Genomic DNA, 17,809 nt, shown 5'->3' with positions numbered 1-17,809 from the left:
TGGGTCGCTCAGTGCCGCTCAGCCGCGCGGATGGTGCTGCTGGTGCAGCTCGCGCAGGCGTTCGCGCGCGACATGGGTATAGATCTGGGTGGTGGAGATGTCGGCGTGCCCCAGCAGCAGCTGCACCACGCGCAGGTCGGCGCCGTGGTTGAGCAGGTGCGTGGCGAAGGCATGCCGCAGCGTGTGCGGCGACAGCGGGGCATGCACGCCGGCGTCGCGCGCATGGCGCTTGATCAGGTGCCAGAACGCCTGCCGCGTCATGCCCTCGCCGCGCTGCGTGACGAAGAGCGCGTCGCAGGCGCGCCCGGCCAGCAGCAGCGGGCGCGCGCTGGCCAGGTAGCGCCGCAGCCAGTCGCCCGCCTGCTGGCCGAACGGCACCAGCCGCTCCTTGTCGCCCTTGCCGCCGACCACGCGCGCGACGCCCTCGTTCAGGCCGATCTCGACGGTCTTCATCTGGGTCAGCTCCGACACGCGCAGCCCGCTGGCGTACATCAGCTCGAGCATGGTGCGGTCGCGCAGGCCCAGCGGGGTCTCGGTGTCGGGCGCCTCGAGCAGCGCGTCGACCTGGGCCTCGGTCAGGGTCTTGGGGTAGCGCGGCGGCTGCTTGGCGGGGCGCAGCAGCAGGCACGGGTCGGTCTGCACCAGGTGCTCGCGCAGCGCCCACTGGTAGAAGCGGCGGAACACCGCCAGGCGCCGGTTCGCCGACGACGCGCGGGTCTGCGTATGGCGCGCGCTGAAGTAGGCCGACAGCGTGCCGTCGTCGGCGCCGAGCAGCTCGCCGCGCTGCTCCTGCTGCAGCCAGCGCGCCAGCAGCGTCAGGTCGCGCCGGTAGGCGTCGATGGTGTTGCGCGAGAGCCCGTCTTCGAGCCACAGCGCATCGCAGAAGCGGCTGACCAGGGCCAGATCGGCAGCGCTGGCGACGGCGGTAAGCTCGGCTGCCGCCGAAGCGCCGCTCATATCAGCATGGCGCCCTCATGGCGCAGCAGCCAGCGTTTGACGTCGAGGTAGAAGCCGTCTTCGGCATGGTGCGAGAACCCGCCGATGCCGCGCGCCGAAACCACGCGATGGCACGGCACCAGGATCGGGAACGGGTTCTGCCCGCAGGCCTGGCCGACCGCGCGCGGCATCGCGCCGATGGCTGCGGCGATGGTGCCGTAGGTGGTGGTGGCGCCGCGCGGCACGGCGCAGATGGCGTGCCACACGTGCTGCTGGAAATCGCTGCCGGCCGGGGCCAGCGGCACGTCGAAGGCGGTGTCGGGGTCGTCGTAATAGGCCGCCAGCTGCGCCGCGAGCCGCTGCGTCAGGGCATCGGCCGGCGCAAGCCCTTCGACGTGGCCGGGGAGGTACACGATGGCCCGGATGCGCGCGCCGTCCGTGCGCACGCCGATCTTGCCGAACGGGGCGGGAAGGATGGCGTCGTAGGTGGCGGGCATGGCGGTCAGGCTGGGGCGAATGCTGGATTTTAGTGCTTTTTGGACGCGATGCTGTCGTCCAGAAGCTTGCAGCAGGCTCCCCTCTCCCGCCTGCGGGAGAGGGGCGGGGGTGAGGGCGGGCGCTGGCCGGAGCCGCCGTGCTGGACAAAACCGTGGGCTTCGCTTGAGGTGGCTCCCAGCTAGACCACCCCTCACCCCATCCCTCTCCCCGTGAGGGGAGAGGGAGAACACCTTGCTTTGGCGAGCTCGGGCGGCTTGGGAGCACCCAAAACCGCCCTTTCTGCTCAGGGCTTTTACTGCTCCAGCTTGATGTTCTGCACCTTGACCAGGTTCTTCATCTTGTCGAATTCCTTCTTGATCTCGGCCGCGTGCTGCGCCGGCGTGTTGCCCGACGGCTCGGCGCCGGCGGTGCGCAGGCGCTGCTGGAAGTCCTTGTCCTGCAGGGCCTTGACCGCGGCTTCGTTGAGCTTCTTGATGACCTCGTCAGGCGTGCCGGCCGGCGCCACCAGGCCGTACCAGGCCGGATCGTTCGGCTCCTTCAGGCCCATTTCGCCGAAGGTCGGCACATTGGGCAGCGACTCCAGGCGCTTGTTCCACGCCACCACGATCGGACGCAGCTTGTTGGCCTTGATGTAGGGCATCGACGACGGCAGGTTGTCGACCATGATCGGCACCTGGCCGGCCAGCACGTCGTTCAGTGCCGGGCCCGCGCCGCGGTACGGGATATGGACCATGAAGGTCTTGGTCGAGACCTTGAACTGCTCGCCCAGCATGTGGCCGAAGCCGCAGGTGCCCGACGACGCGTACGAATACTTGCCCGGGTTGGCCTTCAGCACGGCCAGGAACTCCTTGTAGTCCTTGGCCGGGAAGCTCGGGTTCACCGCGATCACGTTGGCCACGTTGGCCAGGTTGGTGATGGGCTTGAAGTCCTTGATCGGGTCGTACGACAGCTTGGGGTTGCAGGCCGGGTTCACGGCCATGGTCGAGACCGTCGAGATGCCGATGGTGTAGCCGTCCGGGGCGGCCTTGGCGATGGCGTCGGCGCCGATCGAACCGCCCCCGCCGGCGCGGTTTTCCACCACCACCGGCTGGCCCAGGATGCGGCTCATCTGGTCCGCCGCGCCACGGCCGACGATGTCGGTGGTGCCGCCGGGTGCGAACGGAATGATCAGGCGAATCGGCTTGGTGGGGTAGCTCTGGGCTTGCGCCGCGGTGGCGGCGGCCGCCAGGGCCAGGGTCAGTGCGAGTTTGCCAGCGTGCATGAGATCATGTCTCCCGTCAGAAATCCGGGCAGGGTGCCGCCCGGAAGCAAAAAAACCGTCGCAGTGCCACAGGTCGGGCGGTGCGTCGGCAGCGTAATCTGGGTCAGCCGCCCAGCAGGCCGCGCTTGACGCTGGCGTCGACCGGGCGTTCGCCCAGGAACACCCGCAGCAGGGCCTGGTAAAAGTCTTCGCCGGCGATCGGCCGGCCGCGCGGCGTGCCGTTGATGGCGATGACCGTCCCCGTTTGCGGGGAAAAATCGAGGTTGATGACATCGCCCTTGTGCGCGGTGCCGAGCTCGCCCAGGGTGCGCTCGAACTGCACCAGCCGCGCCGCCAGCGCCTGCATCTGCGCCTCGCTATGGTTGTCGCGCATGCCCTGGCGGATCGCGCGCACCACCGCCGGCGGCTCGGTCTCGCGCAGGATGCGTAACTGTAGCCGCTTGGCGCCCGGCGTGCCCAGTACCACCGCCGCGTTGCGGGCCTTTTCCTCCAGGTACAGCGCCGCCACATAGCCCTTGGTCAGGAAGCCGGTGCGCAGTGCCGCGCCATTGAGCTGCAGTTCCTTGCCGCCCACGCGCGCCGCATCGTCGAAACGCATGCCTTCGATCTCGACCGCGCGCGCCGGCCCGGGCACGGCGTGCACCGCCGCAGCGGCGCCGAGTGCCGCCAGCACGACGGCCAGGCGCAGGCGGTGTCCCGGCCGAAGGCCAGGGCGGAAGCGGGAGCGGAGGAGGGTGTCCACGCGCAGGCGCGCGCAACGGATGCGGGACAACATGGCGGCAGGCGTACAACTTGGCATGCCATGCTGCCCGAAATCTGGAAAAATACCTATCCGTATCTGCCCTAGTCTGCACATTCCGGCATTGTTGCCGTTATCTCTCGCCGCCGCCGTTTCCTACCGCTTCCTGTCGCGGGTGCCAGGGCCGCTGCAGCGCCATGCCACCACCATTACAACAACAACCCCAGATGTCTTCCGCCCTCCTGCTGGTCCCGGACTTCAGCCTGATCCTGATCGGCTGGCTGCTGGTGCGCTATTCCCCCTTCGACCGCGCCTTCTGGGGCGGGGTGGAGCGGCTGGTCTACTTCGTGCTGTTCCCGGCGCTGCTGCTGCAGTCGACTAATACCGCGGTGCTCGATTTCTCCTCGACCTCGGCCATGCTGGGACTGGCGCTGCTGGTGCTGGCCACCGGCCTGGCCGGCGGCTACGCGGTCAAATGGGTGCTGCGCCCGGATGCGGTCAGCTTTGCCTCGGGGCTGCAGACCGCGTTCCGCTTCAATTCCTATATCGGGCTGGCGCTGGCCTCGCGGCTGGGCGGCTCAGAGGGGCTGGCGCTGATGGCGGTGATCGTCGGCTGCACCGTGCCGCTGTGCAACGTGGCGGCGGTGTGGGCGCTGGCCCGCCATGGCCAGGCCGCGCTGTGGAAGGAACTGGCGCGCAATCCGCTGATCCTGGCCACCGCCGGCGGCCTGGCGACCAACCTGATGGGGCTGCACGCGCCCGAGGTGCTGGGCATGACGCTGAACCGGCTGGGCTCGGCGTCGACCGCGCTCGGCCTGATGACGGTGGGCGCCGGACTGCAGATGAGCGGCGCCACCGGCACTGCCGGGCCGGTGGCGTGGTGGACCGGGGTCAAGCTGGTGGCGATGCCGTGCGTGGCATGGCTGGTGGGCCGGCACCTGCCGCTGACGGCGCTGCAGTACCAGATCGTGGTGTTGTATGCCTCGCTGCCGACCGCCTCCAGCGCGTACATCCTGGCCGTGCGCATGGGCGGCAACGGGCCGATGGTGGCGGCGACGATCTCGCTGATGACGGTGGCGGCGATCGTCACCACGCCGCTGTGGCTGGCGCTGGTGAGCTGAGCTGCGCCGAGCTTAGTCCTGCGCCGGGTCCGCCGGCGGGCCGCCCTGCGCCAGGGCCCAGTCGATATGCTCGCGCACCAGCGGCGTGGCGGTCTCGCGCTGCGCCAGCAAGGCCGCGCGAATGCGCGCGGCCAGTGCCGCGTCTTCGGCGCTCGTGCCCGACAGTGCCGCGCGCAGGCTGTTGCCCAGCCCCACCGCCAGGTTGCGCAGCCAGCGCTCGTGGCCGATGCGGCGGATCGGGCTGCCTTCGAGGCGCTGGTTGAATTCCGCTTCGGTCCATTCGAACAGCGCGACCATGTCGGGCGCGTCGAGGCCGTTGCGCACGTCGAAATCGGGCACCGTCGCCACGTGCGCGAACTTGTTCCACGGACACGCCAGCTGGCAGTCGTCGCAGCCGTAGACGCGGTTGCCCATCGGCGCGCGCAGCGCCACCGGGATCGCGCCCTTGTGCTCGATGGTGAGATACGAAATGCAGCGGCGCGCATCGAGCCGGTAGGGCGCGACGATCGCGCGCGTGGGACAGATGTCCAGGCAGCGGTGGCAACTGCCGCAATGGCCGGATTCGGGCGGGTCGGCCGGCAGCGGGATGTCGACCAGGATCTCGCCGAGGAAGAACATCGAGCCCCCGTCGCGGTCCAGCAGCAGCGTATGCTTGCCGCGCCAGCCCAGTCCGCCCTGGCTGGCCAGCGCCACTTCCATCACCGGCGCCGAGTCGGTAAAGACGCGGTAGCCGAACTTGCCGATCTCGGCCTCGATCCGGCTGGCCAGTTGCTGCAAGCGGCTGCGCAGCACCTTGTGATAATCGCGCCCGCGAGCGTACAGCGACACCACCGCGGTGGCCGGGTCGTCCAGCCGCGCCAGCTCGTGGCGGCGCCAGTCGGCGGCATCCGCGTGCGCGCCGGCGGCGGCAAGGTATGGCATGCGGGCCACGATCGCGCGCACCGTGCCGGGCACCAGTTCGGCCGGACGCGCGCGCCGCAGGCCGTGGTTGGCCATATAATCCATGTCGCCGTGGTAGCCCTGCGCCAGCCAGGCCATCAGTCCCGGCTCGGCGTGCGCGAGGTCGACATCGGCGATGCGCACCGAGGCAAAGCCCAGCGCCGCGCCCCATGCGCGGATCGACGCGGCCAGCGCCGCAAGCTCCCCGGGGCCCGCGGCCGCGTGGCCGGTGGTGTCTGGAACGGGAGGGGGCGGCGGCGCATCCGCCGGCCCGGGGGCGACTCGGTCGATCATTCCTGAATTGTACGCAATGCCCTTGCTCGAAGAACGCACCCTGACGCTGCCCGACGAAGACGCCACCGCGCGCCTGGGCGCCGCGCTGGCCGCCGCGGTGCAGGCGATGCCGCCGCGCACGGTGCATGTGCAGCTGTCCGGCGACCTGGGCGCCGGCAAGACCACGCTGTCGCGTGCGGTGCTGCGCGCGCTGGGCCATGCGGGCAAGGTCCGCAGCCCCACCTATACGCTGTGCGAGCCCTATGAAGTCGCCCGCGCCGACGGCTCGCCGCTGACGGTCTACCACTTCGACCTGTACCGCTTTGCCGATCCCGAAGAGTGGCTCGACGCGGGCTTCCGCGACTGCTTCGCCGAACCGGCCTTCAACCTGGTCGAGTGGCCGGAAAAGGCCGGGCGCCTGCTGGGGGAACCGGACCTGCACGTGTTGCTCCAATCGGACATGGCCGGCGCCGATGACGCCGGCGAGCGGCGGATCGCGACCTTGCGCGCCTATACTCCCACTGGACTTACCTTGCTGAACGCATGCTGATCAAGCGACTTGCCACCGACCGCCCCGATGGACCCGACGGCCTGCTGCAGGCGCGCCGCAAATGGATGGCGCAGGCACTGAAGCTGGGCGCCGGCACCGCCGTGCTGACGCTGGCCGGCCCGCAGATCGCGTCTGGCGCCGGCATCGTCGCGGTGCGCGTGTGGCCGGCCGAGGACTACACCCGCGTCACCATCGAATCCGACGCGCCGCTGGCCGCGGTGCACCAGATGATCCGCGACCCCGACCGGCTGGTGGTGGACATCGACGGCCTCGACCTGTCGCCCACGCTGCGCGAGCTGGTGGCCAAGATCACGCCGAACGACCCGTATATCCAGACCGTGCGCGTGGGCCAGAACCGCCCGCGCGTGGTCCGCATGGTGTTCGACCTGAAGGAAAACGTGGCGCCGCAGGTGTTCACGCTGTTGCCCATCGGCAGCTACCGCAACCGGCTGGTGTTCGACCTGTACCCGGTCAATCCGCCCGATCCGCTGTGGAAGCTGGTGCGCGACACCGAGGAAAAGCAGCGCCGCTTTGCGACCTCCGATCCGGCGCCGGGCGCCGAAGGCATCGCCGGCGCGCCGGCCGGCGCGGAAGAAGACGCCATCGGCGCGCTGGTGCGCCGCTTCGACGAGAAGGGCGAGGTGCCGCCCACCACCGCGCCGCTGCCGCCGCCGGTGGCGGCAGCCCGGCCGAAGCCGTCGGCACCGCCGGTGCCGACGCCCAACGCCCCGGTGGTGCCGCCGGTGGCGCGCGACAACCCCACCGCCGAGCGCCCGTTCAAGATGCGCCGCCTGCTGACCGTGGCGATCGACCCCGGCCATGGCGGCGAAGACCCGGGCGCGATCGGCGCGGCCGGCTCGCGCGAGAAGGATGTGGTGCTGCAGATCGCGCACCGGCTGCGCGCCAAGATCGACGCCCAGCCCAATATGCGCGCGATGATGACACGCGACGCCGATTTCTTCGTGCCGCTGAACGTGCGCGTGCAGAAGGCGCGCCGCGTGCAGGCGGACCTGTTCGTGTCGATCCACGCCGACGCGTTTCTGTCGCCCGAGGCGCGCGGCGCGTCGGTGTTCGCGCTGTCCGAGCGCGGCGCGTCCAGTACCGCGGCGCGCTGGCTGGCCAACAAGGAAAACGCCTCCGACCTGATCGGCGGCGCCAACATGGGCAACAAGGATGCGCAGGTGGCGCGCGTGCTGCTCGATTTGTCGACCACCGCGCAGATCAACGACAGCCTGCTGGTGGGCAAGGCCGTGCTGGGCGAGATCGGCGGCATCAACAAGCTGCACAAGGCCCATGTCGAACAGGCGGGCTTTGCCGTGCTGAAGGCCCCCGATATTCCGTCGATCCTGATCGAGACCGCCTTCATCAGCAATCCGGAAGAGGAGCGCAAGCTCAACGACAACGCGCACCAGGAGCAGCTGGCCAATGCCATCCTGAAGGGCATCCGCTCGTACTTCGCGCGCAATCCGCCGCTGTCGAAGAACCCGTCGGTCTGATCCGTCGCGCGGGCGGCAGGCACAAAAAAACCGGGGCATGCCCCGGTTTATTCATCGCCGCGCGCTTCAGGCCCGCGCGGTGGCCTGGTCTTCCAGCAACGCATCGCGGTTGGCATAGCGCGACGCGATCACCGAGCACACGATCAGCTGCAGCTGGTGGTAGACCATCAGCGGCAGCACCAGCAGCCCCAGTGCCGGATGGCCGGCAAACAGGATCTTGGCCATCGGGATGCCGTTGGCCAGGCTCTTCTTCGAGCCGCAGAACACCGCGGTGATCTCGTCCTCGACCGAAAAGCCCAGGCGGCGCGCGGTCAGCGTGGTAAAGCCCAGCACCACGAACAGCAGCACCGCGGCAATCCCCATCACCGCGCCGATGGTCTGCCACTGGTACTGGTGCCACAGGCCTTCGGCGGTCGCGTCGCAGAACGACGAGTAGACGATCAGCACGATCACGCCGCGGTCGATCTTGTTGGTGATGTGCTTCTTCTTCGCCAGCCAGCTGCCGATCAGCGGGCGCAGCAGCTGGCCCAGCGCGAACGGCAGCAGCAGCTGCAGCGCCACGCCGGTCAGTGCCTTGCCCAGCGGCATCGAGGCACCGCTGGCGCTGATCACCAGCCCCATCAGCAGCGGCGTCACCAGCATGCCGATCAGGCCCGAGATGGTGGCGTTGAAGATCGCGCCCGAGACATTGCCGCGCGCCATCGAGGTCATGGCCACCGACGACGACACCGTCGACGGCAGCGCGCACAGGAAGAACACGCCCAGCAGCAGGTCGGCCGGCAGCGTATTGCGCAGCGACAGCATCAGCAGTGCGCCCACCACGGGGAACACCACGTAGGTGAAGACCTGCACGAACACGTGCAGGCGCCAGTGCTTGGCGCCCGCCACCAGCTTGTCGCGCGACAGCGCCGCGCCGTGCAGGAAGAACACCAGCGCCACGCCCAGGCTGGTTACCACGCCAAGGTGCAGCGGGCCGTCGCCGGTGCCGAGTTCGGGCGCGGCCAGCGCGATGGCGATGGCGGTCAGCATGACGAGCACAAAGCCGTCGATCAGGTCATAGAGCTTCTTGAGATTGCGGACAATACGGGACATGACTGCGGGTGAGTTCCTGCGATGTTAGGGTTTTGCCTAGTATTGGACGCTAGACGGGTCTAGAATGCAAATTCATTTATAGAATCTATTTATCCGCTTGTTGCATGAATTACACATTGCGCCAGTTGCGCGTGTTCCTGGCAGTGGCCAGCAGCGGCGGCTTCAGCCGTGCCGCTGACGCTGTCGGACTGACCCAGCCGGCGGTCAGCCGCGGCGTGGCCGAGCTGGAAGACGCGCTCGGCGTGCGCCTGCTGGACCGCACCACGCGCGAAGTGGTGCTGACCGAGGCCGGCCATGCGCTGGCGCCGGCGCTGGAGCGCCTGCTCGGGCAGCTGGACGACACGCTGGAAGAAACACGGCAGCTGGGCGAGCGCTATCGTGGTCGCGTAGTGATAGCCGGCGCGCCGACCATCTCCGCCCGCTTGATGCCGCTTTATGTGGCCGCCTGCGCCGCGCAATACCCCGAGATCCGCCTGACCGTGCGCGACAACGTCCAGGCCGACGGGCTGGAGCAGGTCCGCGCCGGCGCGGTCGACTTCGGCGTGCTGATCGACCCGCTGGTGCGCGACGGATTGCTGGTGGAGCCGGTGGCGACCGACCCGTTCTGTTTCGTATGCCGGCGCGACCATCCGCTGGCGCAGGCGGAATCGGTGCCTTGGTCGGCGCTGCATGGGATGCGGCTGGTGCTGCTGGACTTTGCCTCGGGCAGCCGGCCGCTGATCGACCGCGTGTTCGGCCGCCATGGCGTGGTGCCGCAGGTGGTGCAGGAACTGGGCCATTCGGCCAGCGTGTTCGGCATGGTCGAGGCCGGCATCGGCGTGTCGGTGCTGCCGTCGTTCTCGCTGCCGCTGCCGGCGGCGTCGCCGCTGGTGTGGCGCCCGCTGGTGCCGCGCGAGGAACGCAGCATCGTCATGGTGCGGCGCGAGGACCGTTCCTTGTCGCCGGCGGCGGCGGCGGTGTGGGAGCTGGTGCGGCGCCTGACCGTGCGGGCCGAGGCGCCGACGGCCAGCGCCGCGGCCTGAACCGCGGCTGAACCGCGGCCTGAGCCGGCGCGTCCGTTCAGCGCGCGCTCACCATCACCGCTTCCAGTTCGAAGCTGCCGTCTGCCCGCACGCGATAGTGCTCGCGCACTTCCGCTGGCGCGACCTGCCACAGGTGCCGGATCGCGCCCACCGCCACCGCCGGCGTGCGCATGCGCTGCACCCAGCTGTCGAAATCGATGCCGATGCGCCAGGTCTCCGATACCGCGATGGCATCCGCGGCAAAACCCGCGGCCTCGAACATCGCCCGCCAGCCCGCCGGGGTGTAGTCGCGCACATGCGAGGGATCGCGCAGCAACTCGACCGATTGCAGCCAGGTATCGCGCAGCGGGTCCGGCGCGCCGGCGATGTCGATCATGATCACCTTGCCGCCGGGCTTGAGCACGCGGCGGATTTCGGCCAGCGCCGCCGGCACGTCGCGCCAGTGGTGCGCGCTCATGCGCGACACCACCGCGCAGAAGCTGGCATCGTCGAACGGCAGCTGCTCGGCCGCGCCCTGGCGGGTGCGCACGTTGGCCAGCCCGCGCTCGCGCGCCGCGGCCTCGACCACGGCCAGCATGTCGGCCGACAGGTCGTAGGCGGTCACCTCGCCCGCCACCGCGGCGGCGGCAAAGCTGGCATGGCCGGCGCCGCAGCCCAGGTCGAGCACGCGGCTGCGCGGGCGCTTGGCCGCGGGAATCAGCGCGGCCAGTTCGTCCTTCAGTTGCTGCAGGTCCGCGCCGCTGGCGTGGACCGCGCTGGTGAGATAGGCGCTGGCGGTGGCGCCGAACTGGGCGGCGACGAGTTCCTGTTGCTGCATGGTGCTGGGCTCCTTGGGCCGTGGCCGGGTCGGCCGGCGGCGTTGTTGTCGGCGAGGGGACTTGCCCGCGAGGCGGGTTCGGCATACTGTAGGCGGGCCGTTTTCCCGGTACAAGTCACCGTCTTATCCTGGTATAAGCGCCACCAGCCTGCCATGCCGCCTCTCGCCCAGCCTTCAGATCCTTCCCCATCCGCGCCAGCCTCGCGCGAAGCCGTGCTTGGCGCCTTCCTGCGCGCGCACCGCGAACGGCTGGCGCCGGCGGACGTGGGCCTGGCGCCCGGCCAGCGCCGGCGCACGCCCGGCCTGCGCCGCGAGGAGGTCGCGCAGCTGGCGGGACTGAGCACAACCTGGGTGACATGGCTGGAGCAGGGCCGGCCGGTGGCGCTGTCGGCGCGCGCGCTCGCCAGCCTGGCCGCGGCGCTGCGGCTGTCGCGCGCCGAGCGCGCCTACCTGTTCGAGCTGGCGGGGCGGCGCGACCCGCAGCACGCCGCCGGCGAGCCGGTGCCGCCCGCGGTGCTGGCCAGCGTGCATGCCATCGACGGGCCGGCCTACCTGCTGGACCGCCAGTGGACCGCACTGGCCTGGAACGCCGCGGCCGCGGAGCTGTTCACCGGCTGGCTCGACGACGCCGCCACCGAGCGCAACCTGCTGCGCGCGATGTTCCTGTCGCCGGCGCTGCAGGCACTGGTGCACGACTGGCCGCACCGCGCCGCACGCCTGGTGGCCGAATTCCGCGCGCACAGCATCCGCCACGCCGACGAAGCGCCGACGCGGGCATTGATCGAGGGGTTGATGGCGGAGAGCGCGGACTTCCGCGCTGCCTGGCTGTCGCAGGACGTGGAAGAGCGCGAGGGCGGGCGCCGCGGCTTTCGCCATCCGCGCCGGGGCGCGCTGCAGTTCGAGCAGCTGACGCTGGTGCCGGCGGCGGCGCCGGGACTGATGCTGGTGATGCTGCTGCCCGGCTGAGCGGGCAGCGGGCGGCGCTTACTTGGGCTGCATCCGGATCGCGCCGTCCAGGCGGATCACTTCGCCGTTGAGCATGGGGTTCTCGATGATCGAGCGCGCCAGCTTCGCATACTCGGCGGGCCGGCCCAGCCGCGACGGGAACGGCACCATCTTGCCCAGCGCGTCCTGCACCTCCTGCGGCATGCCCAGCAGCATCGGGGTCTCGAACAGGCCCGGGGCGATGGTCATGCAGCGCACGCCGTCGCGCGCCAGGTCGCGCGCGATCGCCAGCGTCATGCCGACCACGCCGCCCTTGGACGCGGCATAGGCGGCCTGCCCGATCTGCCCGTCGAAGGCCGCCACCGACGCGGTATTGATGATCACGCCGCGTTCGCCCTCGCTGTCCGGCGTGTTCTGCACCATCGCCGCGGCGGCCAGGCGGATCATGTTGAAGGTGCCGATCAGGTTGATGCGGATGGTCTTGTCGAAGGCATCGAGCGGATGCGGGCCGTTCTTGCCGACGGTCTTGTTGGCCGTGGCGATGCCGGCGCAATTGACCAGCCCGGCGAGACGCCCCAGCGACTGTGCCGCCGCGACCACGGCCTGGCCATCGGCTTCCGAGGTCACATCGCAGCGCACGAACCGGCCGCCGGTCTCGGCCGCCAGGGCCTGGCCGGCGGTCTCGTTCAGGTCGGCAATGACCACCTTGGCGCCCGCTTCGGCGAGCAGTCGGGCCGTGCCGGCGCCGAGGCCCGAGGCGCCGCCGGTGATGATGAATACGTTGTCCTTGATTTCCACGATGGTGTCTCCTCGGTGTGATTGCCGTTTACGTAAACGTCAATATTGTACGGAGCAAGGCCCGGCATGCAAGAGGTACGTCAGCCAAAACGAAAAAGCGGCCGGAAGGCCGCTTTTTCATTCGTGGTGCACTGGCGCAGAACCGGTTACTTCAGCGCCTCGAACACCCGCGCCGTGATCTCGTCGACGTTGCCCACGCCCAGGATCTTGCGGTACTTCGGCGGCGCCACCTTGGCCGCGGCGTCGCCGTTGGCGGCCCATGCCGAGTAGTAGTCCACCAGCGGACGGGTCTGCTGCGAGTAGACGTCGAGGCGCTTCTTGACGGTTTCTTCCTTGTCGTCGTCGCGCTGGATCAGCGGCTCGCCGGTCTCGTCGTCGACGCCTTCCACCTTGGGCGGGTTGTACTTGAGGTGGTAGGTGCGGCCCGATGCCACATGGACGCGGCGCCCGCTCATGCGTTCGATGATGGCGTCGAACGGCACGTCGATCTCGAGCACATAGTCGATCGCCACGCCCGCGTCCTTCATCGCTTCGGCTTGCGGAATGGTGCGCGGGAAGCCGTCGAACAGGTAGCCGCTCTTGCAGTCGTCCTGCTTCAGGCGGTCCTTCACCAGGCCGATGATGATGTCGTCCGACACCAGTCCGCCCGCGTCCATGACCTTCTTGGCTTCCACGCCCAGCGGCGTGCCGGCCTTCACCGCGGCGCGCAGCATGTCGCCCGTGGAGATTTGCGGAATGCCGAACTTCTCGCAGATGAACTTGGCTTGCGTGCCTTTGCCGGCGCCAGGCGCGCCCAACAGGATCAAACGCATTTACGGGTCCTCAGAGTTTTCAATCCGGTATGGCGGGAGATCAGAAGGAGGGTAACGCCGTAACTTGACGCGAGACTGACTGCGGTCCCGGTGCGTGCTGACTGCGTTCAGCGCGGGCACGGCTCAGGCGTACCCACGCGTACGGCCGGCGGCGGCTGCCAGGGGGATGGCGGCGCGGCGCACCGGACGGGCTCTATCTTTATCTCCCCACCGAGCCTTGGCCGGCGGCGCGATCGCTCGCGCCAGCGGGGCGGCTCTGTATCGGCAGGCATTATGCCATGAGGCCGGGGGGATTCGGCCTGAAATCGGCCCCCCGGTTCGGTTGCAGCAGATTCGACCTGAGCGGGCAGGCGCGCGTGCAGGTGCCTTGCCGATTCCGCAGGCGTGCCGCTCAGGGCCCTTCCTGGACCATCGACTGCGCCCATAGCGCCCGCACCCGGTCCAGATCGGCCTGGGTGTCGACGCCGGGCGCGGGCGCGGCGGCGGTCTGCATCACGGCGATGCGCTCGCCGTGCCACATCGCGCGCAGCTGCTCCAGCGCCTCGGTCTGCTCCAGCGGCGCTGCCGCCAGCGCCGGGAAACGGCGCAGGAAGCCGGCGCGATAAGCGTACAGGCCGATATGGCGCAGCACCGGCATGTCGGGCAGCGGCACCCGGGCCGACGCGGCGGGCGCGGACGGCACGCCGGACCACGCGTCGCGCGCCCACGGAATCGGTGCGCGCGAGAAATACAGCGCGCGCCCGGCGGCGTCGCACACCACCTTGACCACGTTGGGGTTGAACACCTCGGCGCTGTCGTGCAGCGGATGGGCCGCGGTGGCGATGGCGCAGTCGGCGTGGTGCGCCAGGTGCAGCGCCACTTCGTCGATCAGCGCCGGCTCGATCAGCGGCTCGTCGCCCTGCACGTTGACGACGATGGCGTCATCGGCCAGGCCCAGTTGCGCGGCGACCTCGGCCAGGCGGTCGGTGCCGGAGGGGTGGTCGGCACGCGTCAGCACGGCCTCGATACCGTGCGCGGCGCAGGCCTGCGCCACCGCGGGCGCGTCGGTGGCGACCACGGTGCGCTGTGCCGACGACGCATGCGCGCGTTCGGCCACGCGCACCACCATCGGGCGCCCGCCGATATCGGCGAGGGGCTTGTCGGGCAGGCGGGTCGAGGCCAGCCGCGCCGGAATGACGACGGTAAACGCGGGGAGGGTCATGGCCGCGCTGCTCAGTTGCCGGCCGGCGCGTCCGGCTCGATGACGCGGCCCGGCACCGACTGGCGGGCCTCGTCGGCCAGCATCACGGGGATGCCGTCGCGGATCGGGTAGGCCAGCTTGTCGGCGTGGCAGATCAGCTCCTGCGCGGCGCGGTCGTATTCCAGCTTGCCCTTGCATAGCGGGCAGACCAGGATTTCAAGCAGCCGGTTGTCCATCTCGGTGTTCCTCGTTGCGCCCGGCGGCGCCGCTCGCGGCGGCCGGCGCGGTCGGCGCGGGTTGGATTTGCGCCTGCACGGCGCGGCGGATTTTATCGATCAGGCCCGCGTCGATCACGGGCCTGGTGGGCACGACCCAGATGCGCGGGTCGTCGAAGCGCTCGCATTTTACGGCATCCTTCTCGGTGATCAGGATCACGTCGGCGTCGAGCGCATCGGGGTGGTCGACGAACGGGTCGACGACAAAGTCATAGTGGTCGGGCAGCGGCAGCGTCTTCGGCGCGAGGCCGGCGCCGCGCAGGCTGGCGAAGAAGCGCTCGGGGTTGCCGATGCCGGCCGCGGCCAGCACGCGCCGCCCGGCAAAGGCGCTGAGCGGCCGCGCCATGGTGGGATCGGCAAGCTGCCAGGCATCGTCGAGTTCCAGCCGCATGCCGTACACGCCGGGGCGGTCGGGCGTGGCGCGGAAATTGGGGTCGTTGATCAGGGTGGCGTCGCGCGGGCGCGAGAGCGGCTCGCGCAGCGGACCGGCCGGCAGCATCAGGCCGTTGCCGCCCATGCGCGCGTCGAACATCACGATCTCGAAATCGCGCTGCAGCTTGTAGTGCTGCAGGCCGTCGTCGAGCAGCAGCACGTTGATGCCGGGGTGCGACACCAGCATGGCTTGCGCGCACAGCGCGCGGTCGGGGAAGACCCACACCGGCACGTCGGTGGCGCGCGCGATCAGCAGCGGCTCGTCGCCGACGTCGCTCGCCTGCGAGGTGGGCTTGACGCGGCGCGGGTGCTTCAGCTGCACGCCGTAGCCGCGCGAGACCACGCCGGGCCGCAGCCCGGCCTCGGTCAGCGCCTGCGCCAGCGCGATCACCGCCGGGGTCTTGCCGGTGCCGCCCACGGTGACGTTGCCGACCACCACCACCGGCATCGGCAGCCGCGTCGACTTGAACCAGCTGCGCCGGTAGCCATGGCGGCGCACCCGCGCAACCAGGCCGAACAGCAGCGAGAACGGCAGCATGACCCACGCGAACCAGCCGCGGCGTTGCCACTGGGCGGTCACGAAATCGGCAAGGGCATGGCGGGGAACGGGCATGGACGCGGCGGGCGAGAGTCGGTGGTCGGGATGCGATTGTAGTGCGCTCGCGGCTACGCCCCTCGGGGCGGCCCAACCATTATGGGCATTGCCGTGCGCATGGGGCAAGCCCGCCGGCCGCCGGCGCACGCCGGCGCGCAGTGCGGCCCGGGATCAGCGCGGCTGCGCGCTCTGCGTGGCGAAGGTCAGGCGCGACAGCCCGGCCAGCCGCGCGGCCTCCATCACGTTGACCACGGCCTGGTGCGTGGCCTGCGCGTCGGCATTGACGATCACCACCGGCGCCTGGCCGCCGGCACCCGCGACGGTGCGCAGCTGGTCGGCCAGGCTGGTGACGTCTTTCTGCTCCATCACCTGCTTGTTGACCGAGTAGACCCCGCGCGCCGACACCGACACCACGATCTCCTGCGGCTGCTGCCGGGCGCGCTCGGCGTCGGCGGTGGGCAGCTGGATCTGCAGCTCGGTAAAGCGCGAGTAAGTGGTCGTGATCATCAGGAAGATCAGGATCACGAGCAGCACGTCGATCAGCGGGATCAGGTTGATCTCCGGCTCTTCGCGCCGCTGGCGGGAACGGAAGTGCATGGCGTCGGGGGCGGCGTGCGGCGCTCAGGCGCGGCGCTGCGGCAGGATGGCGTCGAGGAACGAGGTGGCGCGGAATTCCAGTTCGGCCACATAGTCGTCGACGCGGCGGCGGAAGTAGCGCCAGAAGATCAGCGCCGGGATCGCTACGATCAGGCCGAAGGCGGTGTTGTACAGCGCCACCGAGATGCCGTGCGCCAGCTGCTCCGGGCTGGTGCCGGTGCCGCCCTGGCTGCCGAAGATCTCGATCATGCCGATCACCGTGCCCAGCAGCCCCATCAGCGGTGCCACCGAGGCGATCGTGCCGAGTGCGTTCAGGTAGCGCTCGAGCTCATGCGCGACCACGCGCCCGGCTTCCTCGACCACGTCCTTGGCGGCGTCGCGCGAGGTATGCGGCTGCAGCACCACGTGGCGCAGCCCGGCGGCCAGCACGCGCCCCAGCGGTGAATTCTGTTCCAGGGTGTTGACCACTTCCGGCGTCGCGCGGCGCTGCTGCGCGGCCGCCAGCGCCTCTTCGTAGAGCCTGGCGGGCAGCACCTTGCTGCGCTTGAGCGACAGGAAGCGTTCGACGATCAGCGCCAGCGCGATGACAGAGGCGAGCAACAGCGGCCAGATCGGCCAGCCGGCCGCTTGAATGATGGAAAACACTTGGACCCCCGGGATCGACTACCGAATAACGAAACCCCAAACCACCAGTCGGCATGCCTTGAGGCGCATGGGCACGATGCCTTGCTGCGCGCTCCGGCATTGCTCTCAAAAAAAACAGGCGCCACTCTAACCCGCGGCCCGGCGCGCGGCAAGGGACGGCGCGCGGCTGTCTCCGGCGCGCATCGCTTTCCACAGCGCACAGGGACAGTGTTGTGGATCGATTGTGGAAAGCTGCCGGACAAGATGGCTAAGTCCTTGATCGGAAAAGGCAAAGCAGGTGCTGCGTAAAAATTGTGCAACTCTGCCCCGGCTGGCGCTGCGGCGCATCCGGCACGTGCCGGACGGGTGCTTGCCACAGTCTCCGGCGCCGCCGCCGTGCGCGGCCGCACTTTCGGATGCGACTTTCCACAAAGCAGCGGGACAGTACTGTGGAGGGCTTGTGGACAGCTACCTGAGAGATCGCGTAAACCCTTGATTCGAAAGGTGGCCGACCCCCTTGCTTAAAAAACAGGCAAACGGACGTATGGGCTGCGTCCCGACCGTGCATCCCTGTGGCGCCGTCAAAATCGGGGTTTGTCCACAGCGGCGAGGGAGAGCATTGTGGATGGCCTGTGGACAAATCCGGGAGAACACAGCCAAGTCTTTGAATTTACGTGGATTTTCCGGCGGTGCTACGAAAATGTGCAAATGCAGCACGAGGCTGCGCCGCCCGTGACACCATCCGGCGCTTACCGTCGGTGCGAAGGCCAAGGCGCGTGGGATCCGAAAGAAGCGGGTTACGGGCCA

19 protein-coding genes are annotated in these 17,809 nt (G+C 69.6%); 5 read left to right on the top strand and 14 right to left on the bottom strand.

The features are described from left to right. Positions 1–18: 18 nt before the first annotated feature. The 4 genes from xerD to LIN44_RS14840 form a co-directional block, all read right to left on the bottom strand. Complete coding sequence (gene xerD / locus LIN44_RS14855) at positions 19–957, bottom strand: site-specific tyrosine recombinase XerD (protein ID WP_227312729.1); 939 nt, start codon at positions 955–957, stop codon at positions 19–21. Beyond that, entirely contained in the window at positions 954–1,433 is a 480-nt protein-coding gene (locus LIN44_RS14850; RefSeq protein ID WP_227312728.1) for a methylated-DNA--[protein]-cysteine S-methyltransferase, read from the bottom strand. The genes xerD and LIN44_RS14850 overlap by 4 nt, the downstream gene beginning before the upstream one ends. A 293-nt stretch (positions 1,434–1,726) precedes the next feature. Next, positions 1,727–2,695 (bottom strand): tripartite tricarboxylate transporter substrate binding protein BugE, encoded by a 969-nt coding sequence (locus LIN44_RS14845; protein ID WP_227312727.1) that lies wholly within the window; start codon positions 2,693–2,695, stop codon positions 1,727–1,729. Between the two features lie 103 nt (positions 2,696–2,798). Further along, the gene (locus tag LIN44_RS14840) at positions 2,799–3,494 is read right to left on the bottom strand and encodes a chalcone isomerase family protein (RefSeq protein WP_227312726.1); all 696 of its coding nucleotides are present in this window, start codon (positions 3,492–3,494) and stop codon (positions 2,799–2,801) included. A 167-nt stretch (positions 3,495–3,661) separates the two neighbouring features. Here LIN44_RS14840 and LIN44_RS14835 point away from each other — a divergent pair, with 167 nt between their 5' ends. Beyond that, the gene (locus tag LIN44_RS14835; protein WP_227312725.1) at positions 3,662–4,555 is read left to right on the top strand and encodes an AEC family transporter; all 894 of its coding nucleotides are present in this window, start codon (positions 3,662–3,664) and stop codon (positions 4,553–4,555) included. Between the two features lie 12 nt (positions 4,556–4,567). Here the strand turns inward: LIN44_RS14835 and queG are convergent, their stop codons facing one another. Next, the gene (gene queG, locus LIN44_RS14830; RefSeq protein ID WP_227312724.1) at positions 4,568–5,788 is read right to left on the bottom strand and encodes a tRNA epoxyqueuosine(34) reductase QueG; all 1,221 of its coding nucleotides are present in this window, start codon (positions 5,786–5,788) and stop codon (positions 4,568–4,570) included. A gap of 16 nt (positions 5,789–5,804) precedes the next feature. Here queG and tsaE point away from each other — a divergent pair, with 16 nt between their 5' ends. Further along, entirely contained in the window at positions 5,805–6,317 is a 513-nt protein-coding gene (gene tsaE / locus LIN44_RS14825; RefSeq protein ID WP_227312723.1) for a tRNA (adenosine(37)-N6)-threonylcarbamoyltransferase complex ATPase subunit type 1 TsaE, read from the top strand. After that, on the top strand, positions 6,311–7,813 hold the full coding sequence (locus tag LIN44_RS14820; RefSeq protein ID WP_227312722.1) for an N-acetylmuramoyl-L-alanine amidase: 1,503 nt from the start codon (positions 6,311–6,313) through the stop codon (positions 7,811–7,813). Before tsaE ends, LIN44_RS14820 begins: the two co-directional genes overlap by 7 nt. 66 nt (positions 7,814–7,879) lie before the next feature. Here the strand turns inward: LIN44_RS14820 and LIN44_RS14815 are convergent, their stop codons facing one another. Further along, positions 7,880–8,905, bottom strand: a complete 1,026-nt coding sequence (locus tag LIN44_RS14815; protein ID WP_062797028.1) for a bile acid:sodium symporter family protein — start codon at positions 8,903–8,905, stop codon at positions 7,880–7,882. 104 nt (positions 8,906–9,009) lie between these two features. On the opposite strand from LIN44_RS14815, the gene LIN44_RS14810 reads away from it, so the two are divergent. Next, complete coding sequence (locus LIN44_RS14810) at positions 9,010–9,927, top strand: LysR family transcriptional regulator (protein WP_227312721.1); 918 nt, start codon at positions 9,010–9,012, stop codon at positions 9,925–9,927. Between the two features lie 37 nt (positions 9,928–9,964). On the opposite strand, the gene LIN44_RS14805 is transcribed toward LIN44_RS14810, so the two are convergent. After that, complete coding sequence (locus tag LIN44_RS14805; protein WP_227312720.1) at positions 9,965–10,744, bottom strand: class I SAM-dependent methyltransferase; 780 nt, start codon at positions 10,742–10,744, stop codon at positions 9,965–9,967. Positions 10,745–10,897: 153 nt separating this feature from the next. On the opposite strand from LIN44_RS14805, the gene LIN44_RS14800 reads away from it, so the two are divergent. Continuing rightward, the gene (locus LIN44_RS14800) at positions 10,898–11,710 is read left to right on the top strand and encodes a helix-turn-helix transcriptional regulator (protein WP_227312719.1); all 813 of its coding nucleotides are present in this window, start codon (positions 10,898–10,900) and stop codon (positions 11,708–11,710) included. A gap of 18 nt (positions 11,711–11,728) precedes the next feature. Here LIN44_RS14800 and LIN44_RS14795 read toward each other — a convergent pair whose 3' ends face one another. The 7 genes from LIN44_RS14795 to LIN44_RS14765 all read right to left on the bottom strand — a co-directional run bounded on the left by LIN44_RS14795 (position 11,729) and on the right by LIN44_RS14765 (position 17,023). Next, on the bottom strand, positions 11,729–12,487 hold the full coding sequence (locus LIN44_RS14795; protein WP_227312718.1) for a 3-hydroxyacyl-CoA dehydrogenase: 759 nt from the start codon (positions 12,485–12,487) through the stop codon (positions 11,729–11,731). 146 nt (positions 12,488–12,633) lie between these two features. Next, entirely contained in the window at positions 12,634–13,299 is a 666-nt protein-coding gene (adk, locus tag LIN44_RS14790; protein ID WP_227312717.1) for an adenylate kinase, read from the bottom strand. A gap of 391 nt (positions 13,300–13,690) precedes the next feature. Further along, positions 13,691–14,500: a 3-deoxy-manno-octulosonate cytidylyltransferase gene (gene kdsB / locus LIN44_RS14785; RefSeq protein WP_227312716.1), complete on the bottom strand. Its 810-nt coding sequence runs from the start codon at positions 14,498–14,500 to the stop codon at positions 13,691–13,693. Positions 14,501–14,511: 11 nt separating this feature from the next. Beyond that, positions 14,512–14,715: a Trm112 family protein gene (locus LIN44_RS14780; RefSeq protein WP_012351886.1), complete on the bottom strand. Its 204-nt coding sequence runs from the start codon at positions 14,713–14,715 to the stop codon at positions 14,512–14,514. After that, complete coding sequence (gene lpxK, locus LIN44_RS14775) at positions 14,696–15,799, bottom strand: tetraacyldisaccharide 4'-kinase (protein ID WP_227312715.1); 1,104 nt, start codon at positions 15,797–15,799, stop codon at positions 14,696–14,698. The genes LIN44_RS14780 and lpxK overlap by 20 nt, the downstream gene beginning before the upstream one ends. Before the next feature lie 153 nt (positions 15,800–15,952). Next, positions 15,953–16,378 (bottom strand): biopolymer transporter ExbD, encoded by a 426-nt coding sequence (locus LIN44_RS14770; RefSeq protein WP_227312714.1) that lies wholly within the window; start codon positions 16,376–16,378, stop codon positions 15,953–15,955. Positions 16,379–16,402: 24 nt separating this feature from the next. Next, entirely contained in the window at positions 16,403–17,023 is a 621-nt protein-coding gene (locus LIN44_RS14765) for a MotA/TolQ/ExbB proton channel family protein (protein ID WP_025583550.1), read from the bottom strand. Positions 17,024–17,809: the final 786 nt, after the last annotated feature.

The sequence above is a fragment of the Cupriavidus sp. MP-37 genome, from assembly GCF_020618415.1.
Classification (GTDB): Bacteria; Pseudomonadota; Gammaproteobacteria; order Burkholderiales; family Burkholderiaceae; genus Cupriavidus.
This window is presented reverse-complemented; position numbering and strand designations above follow the sequence as displayed.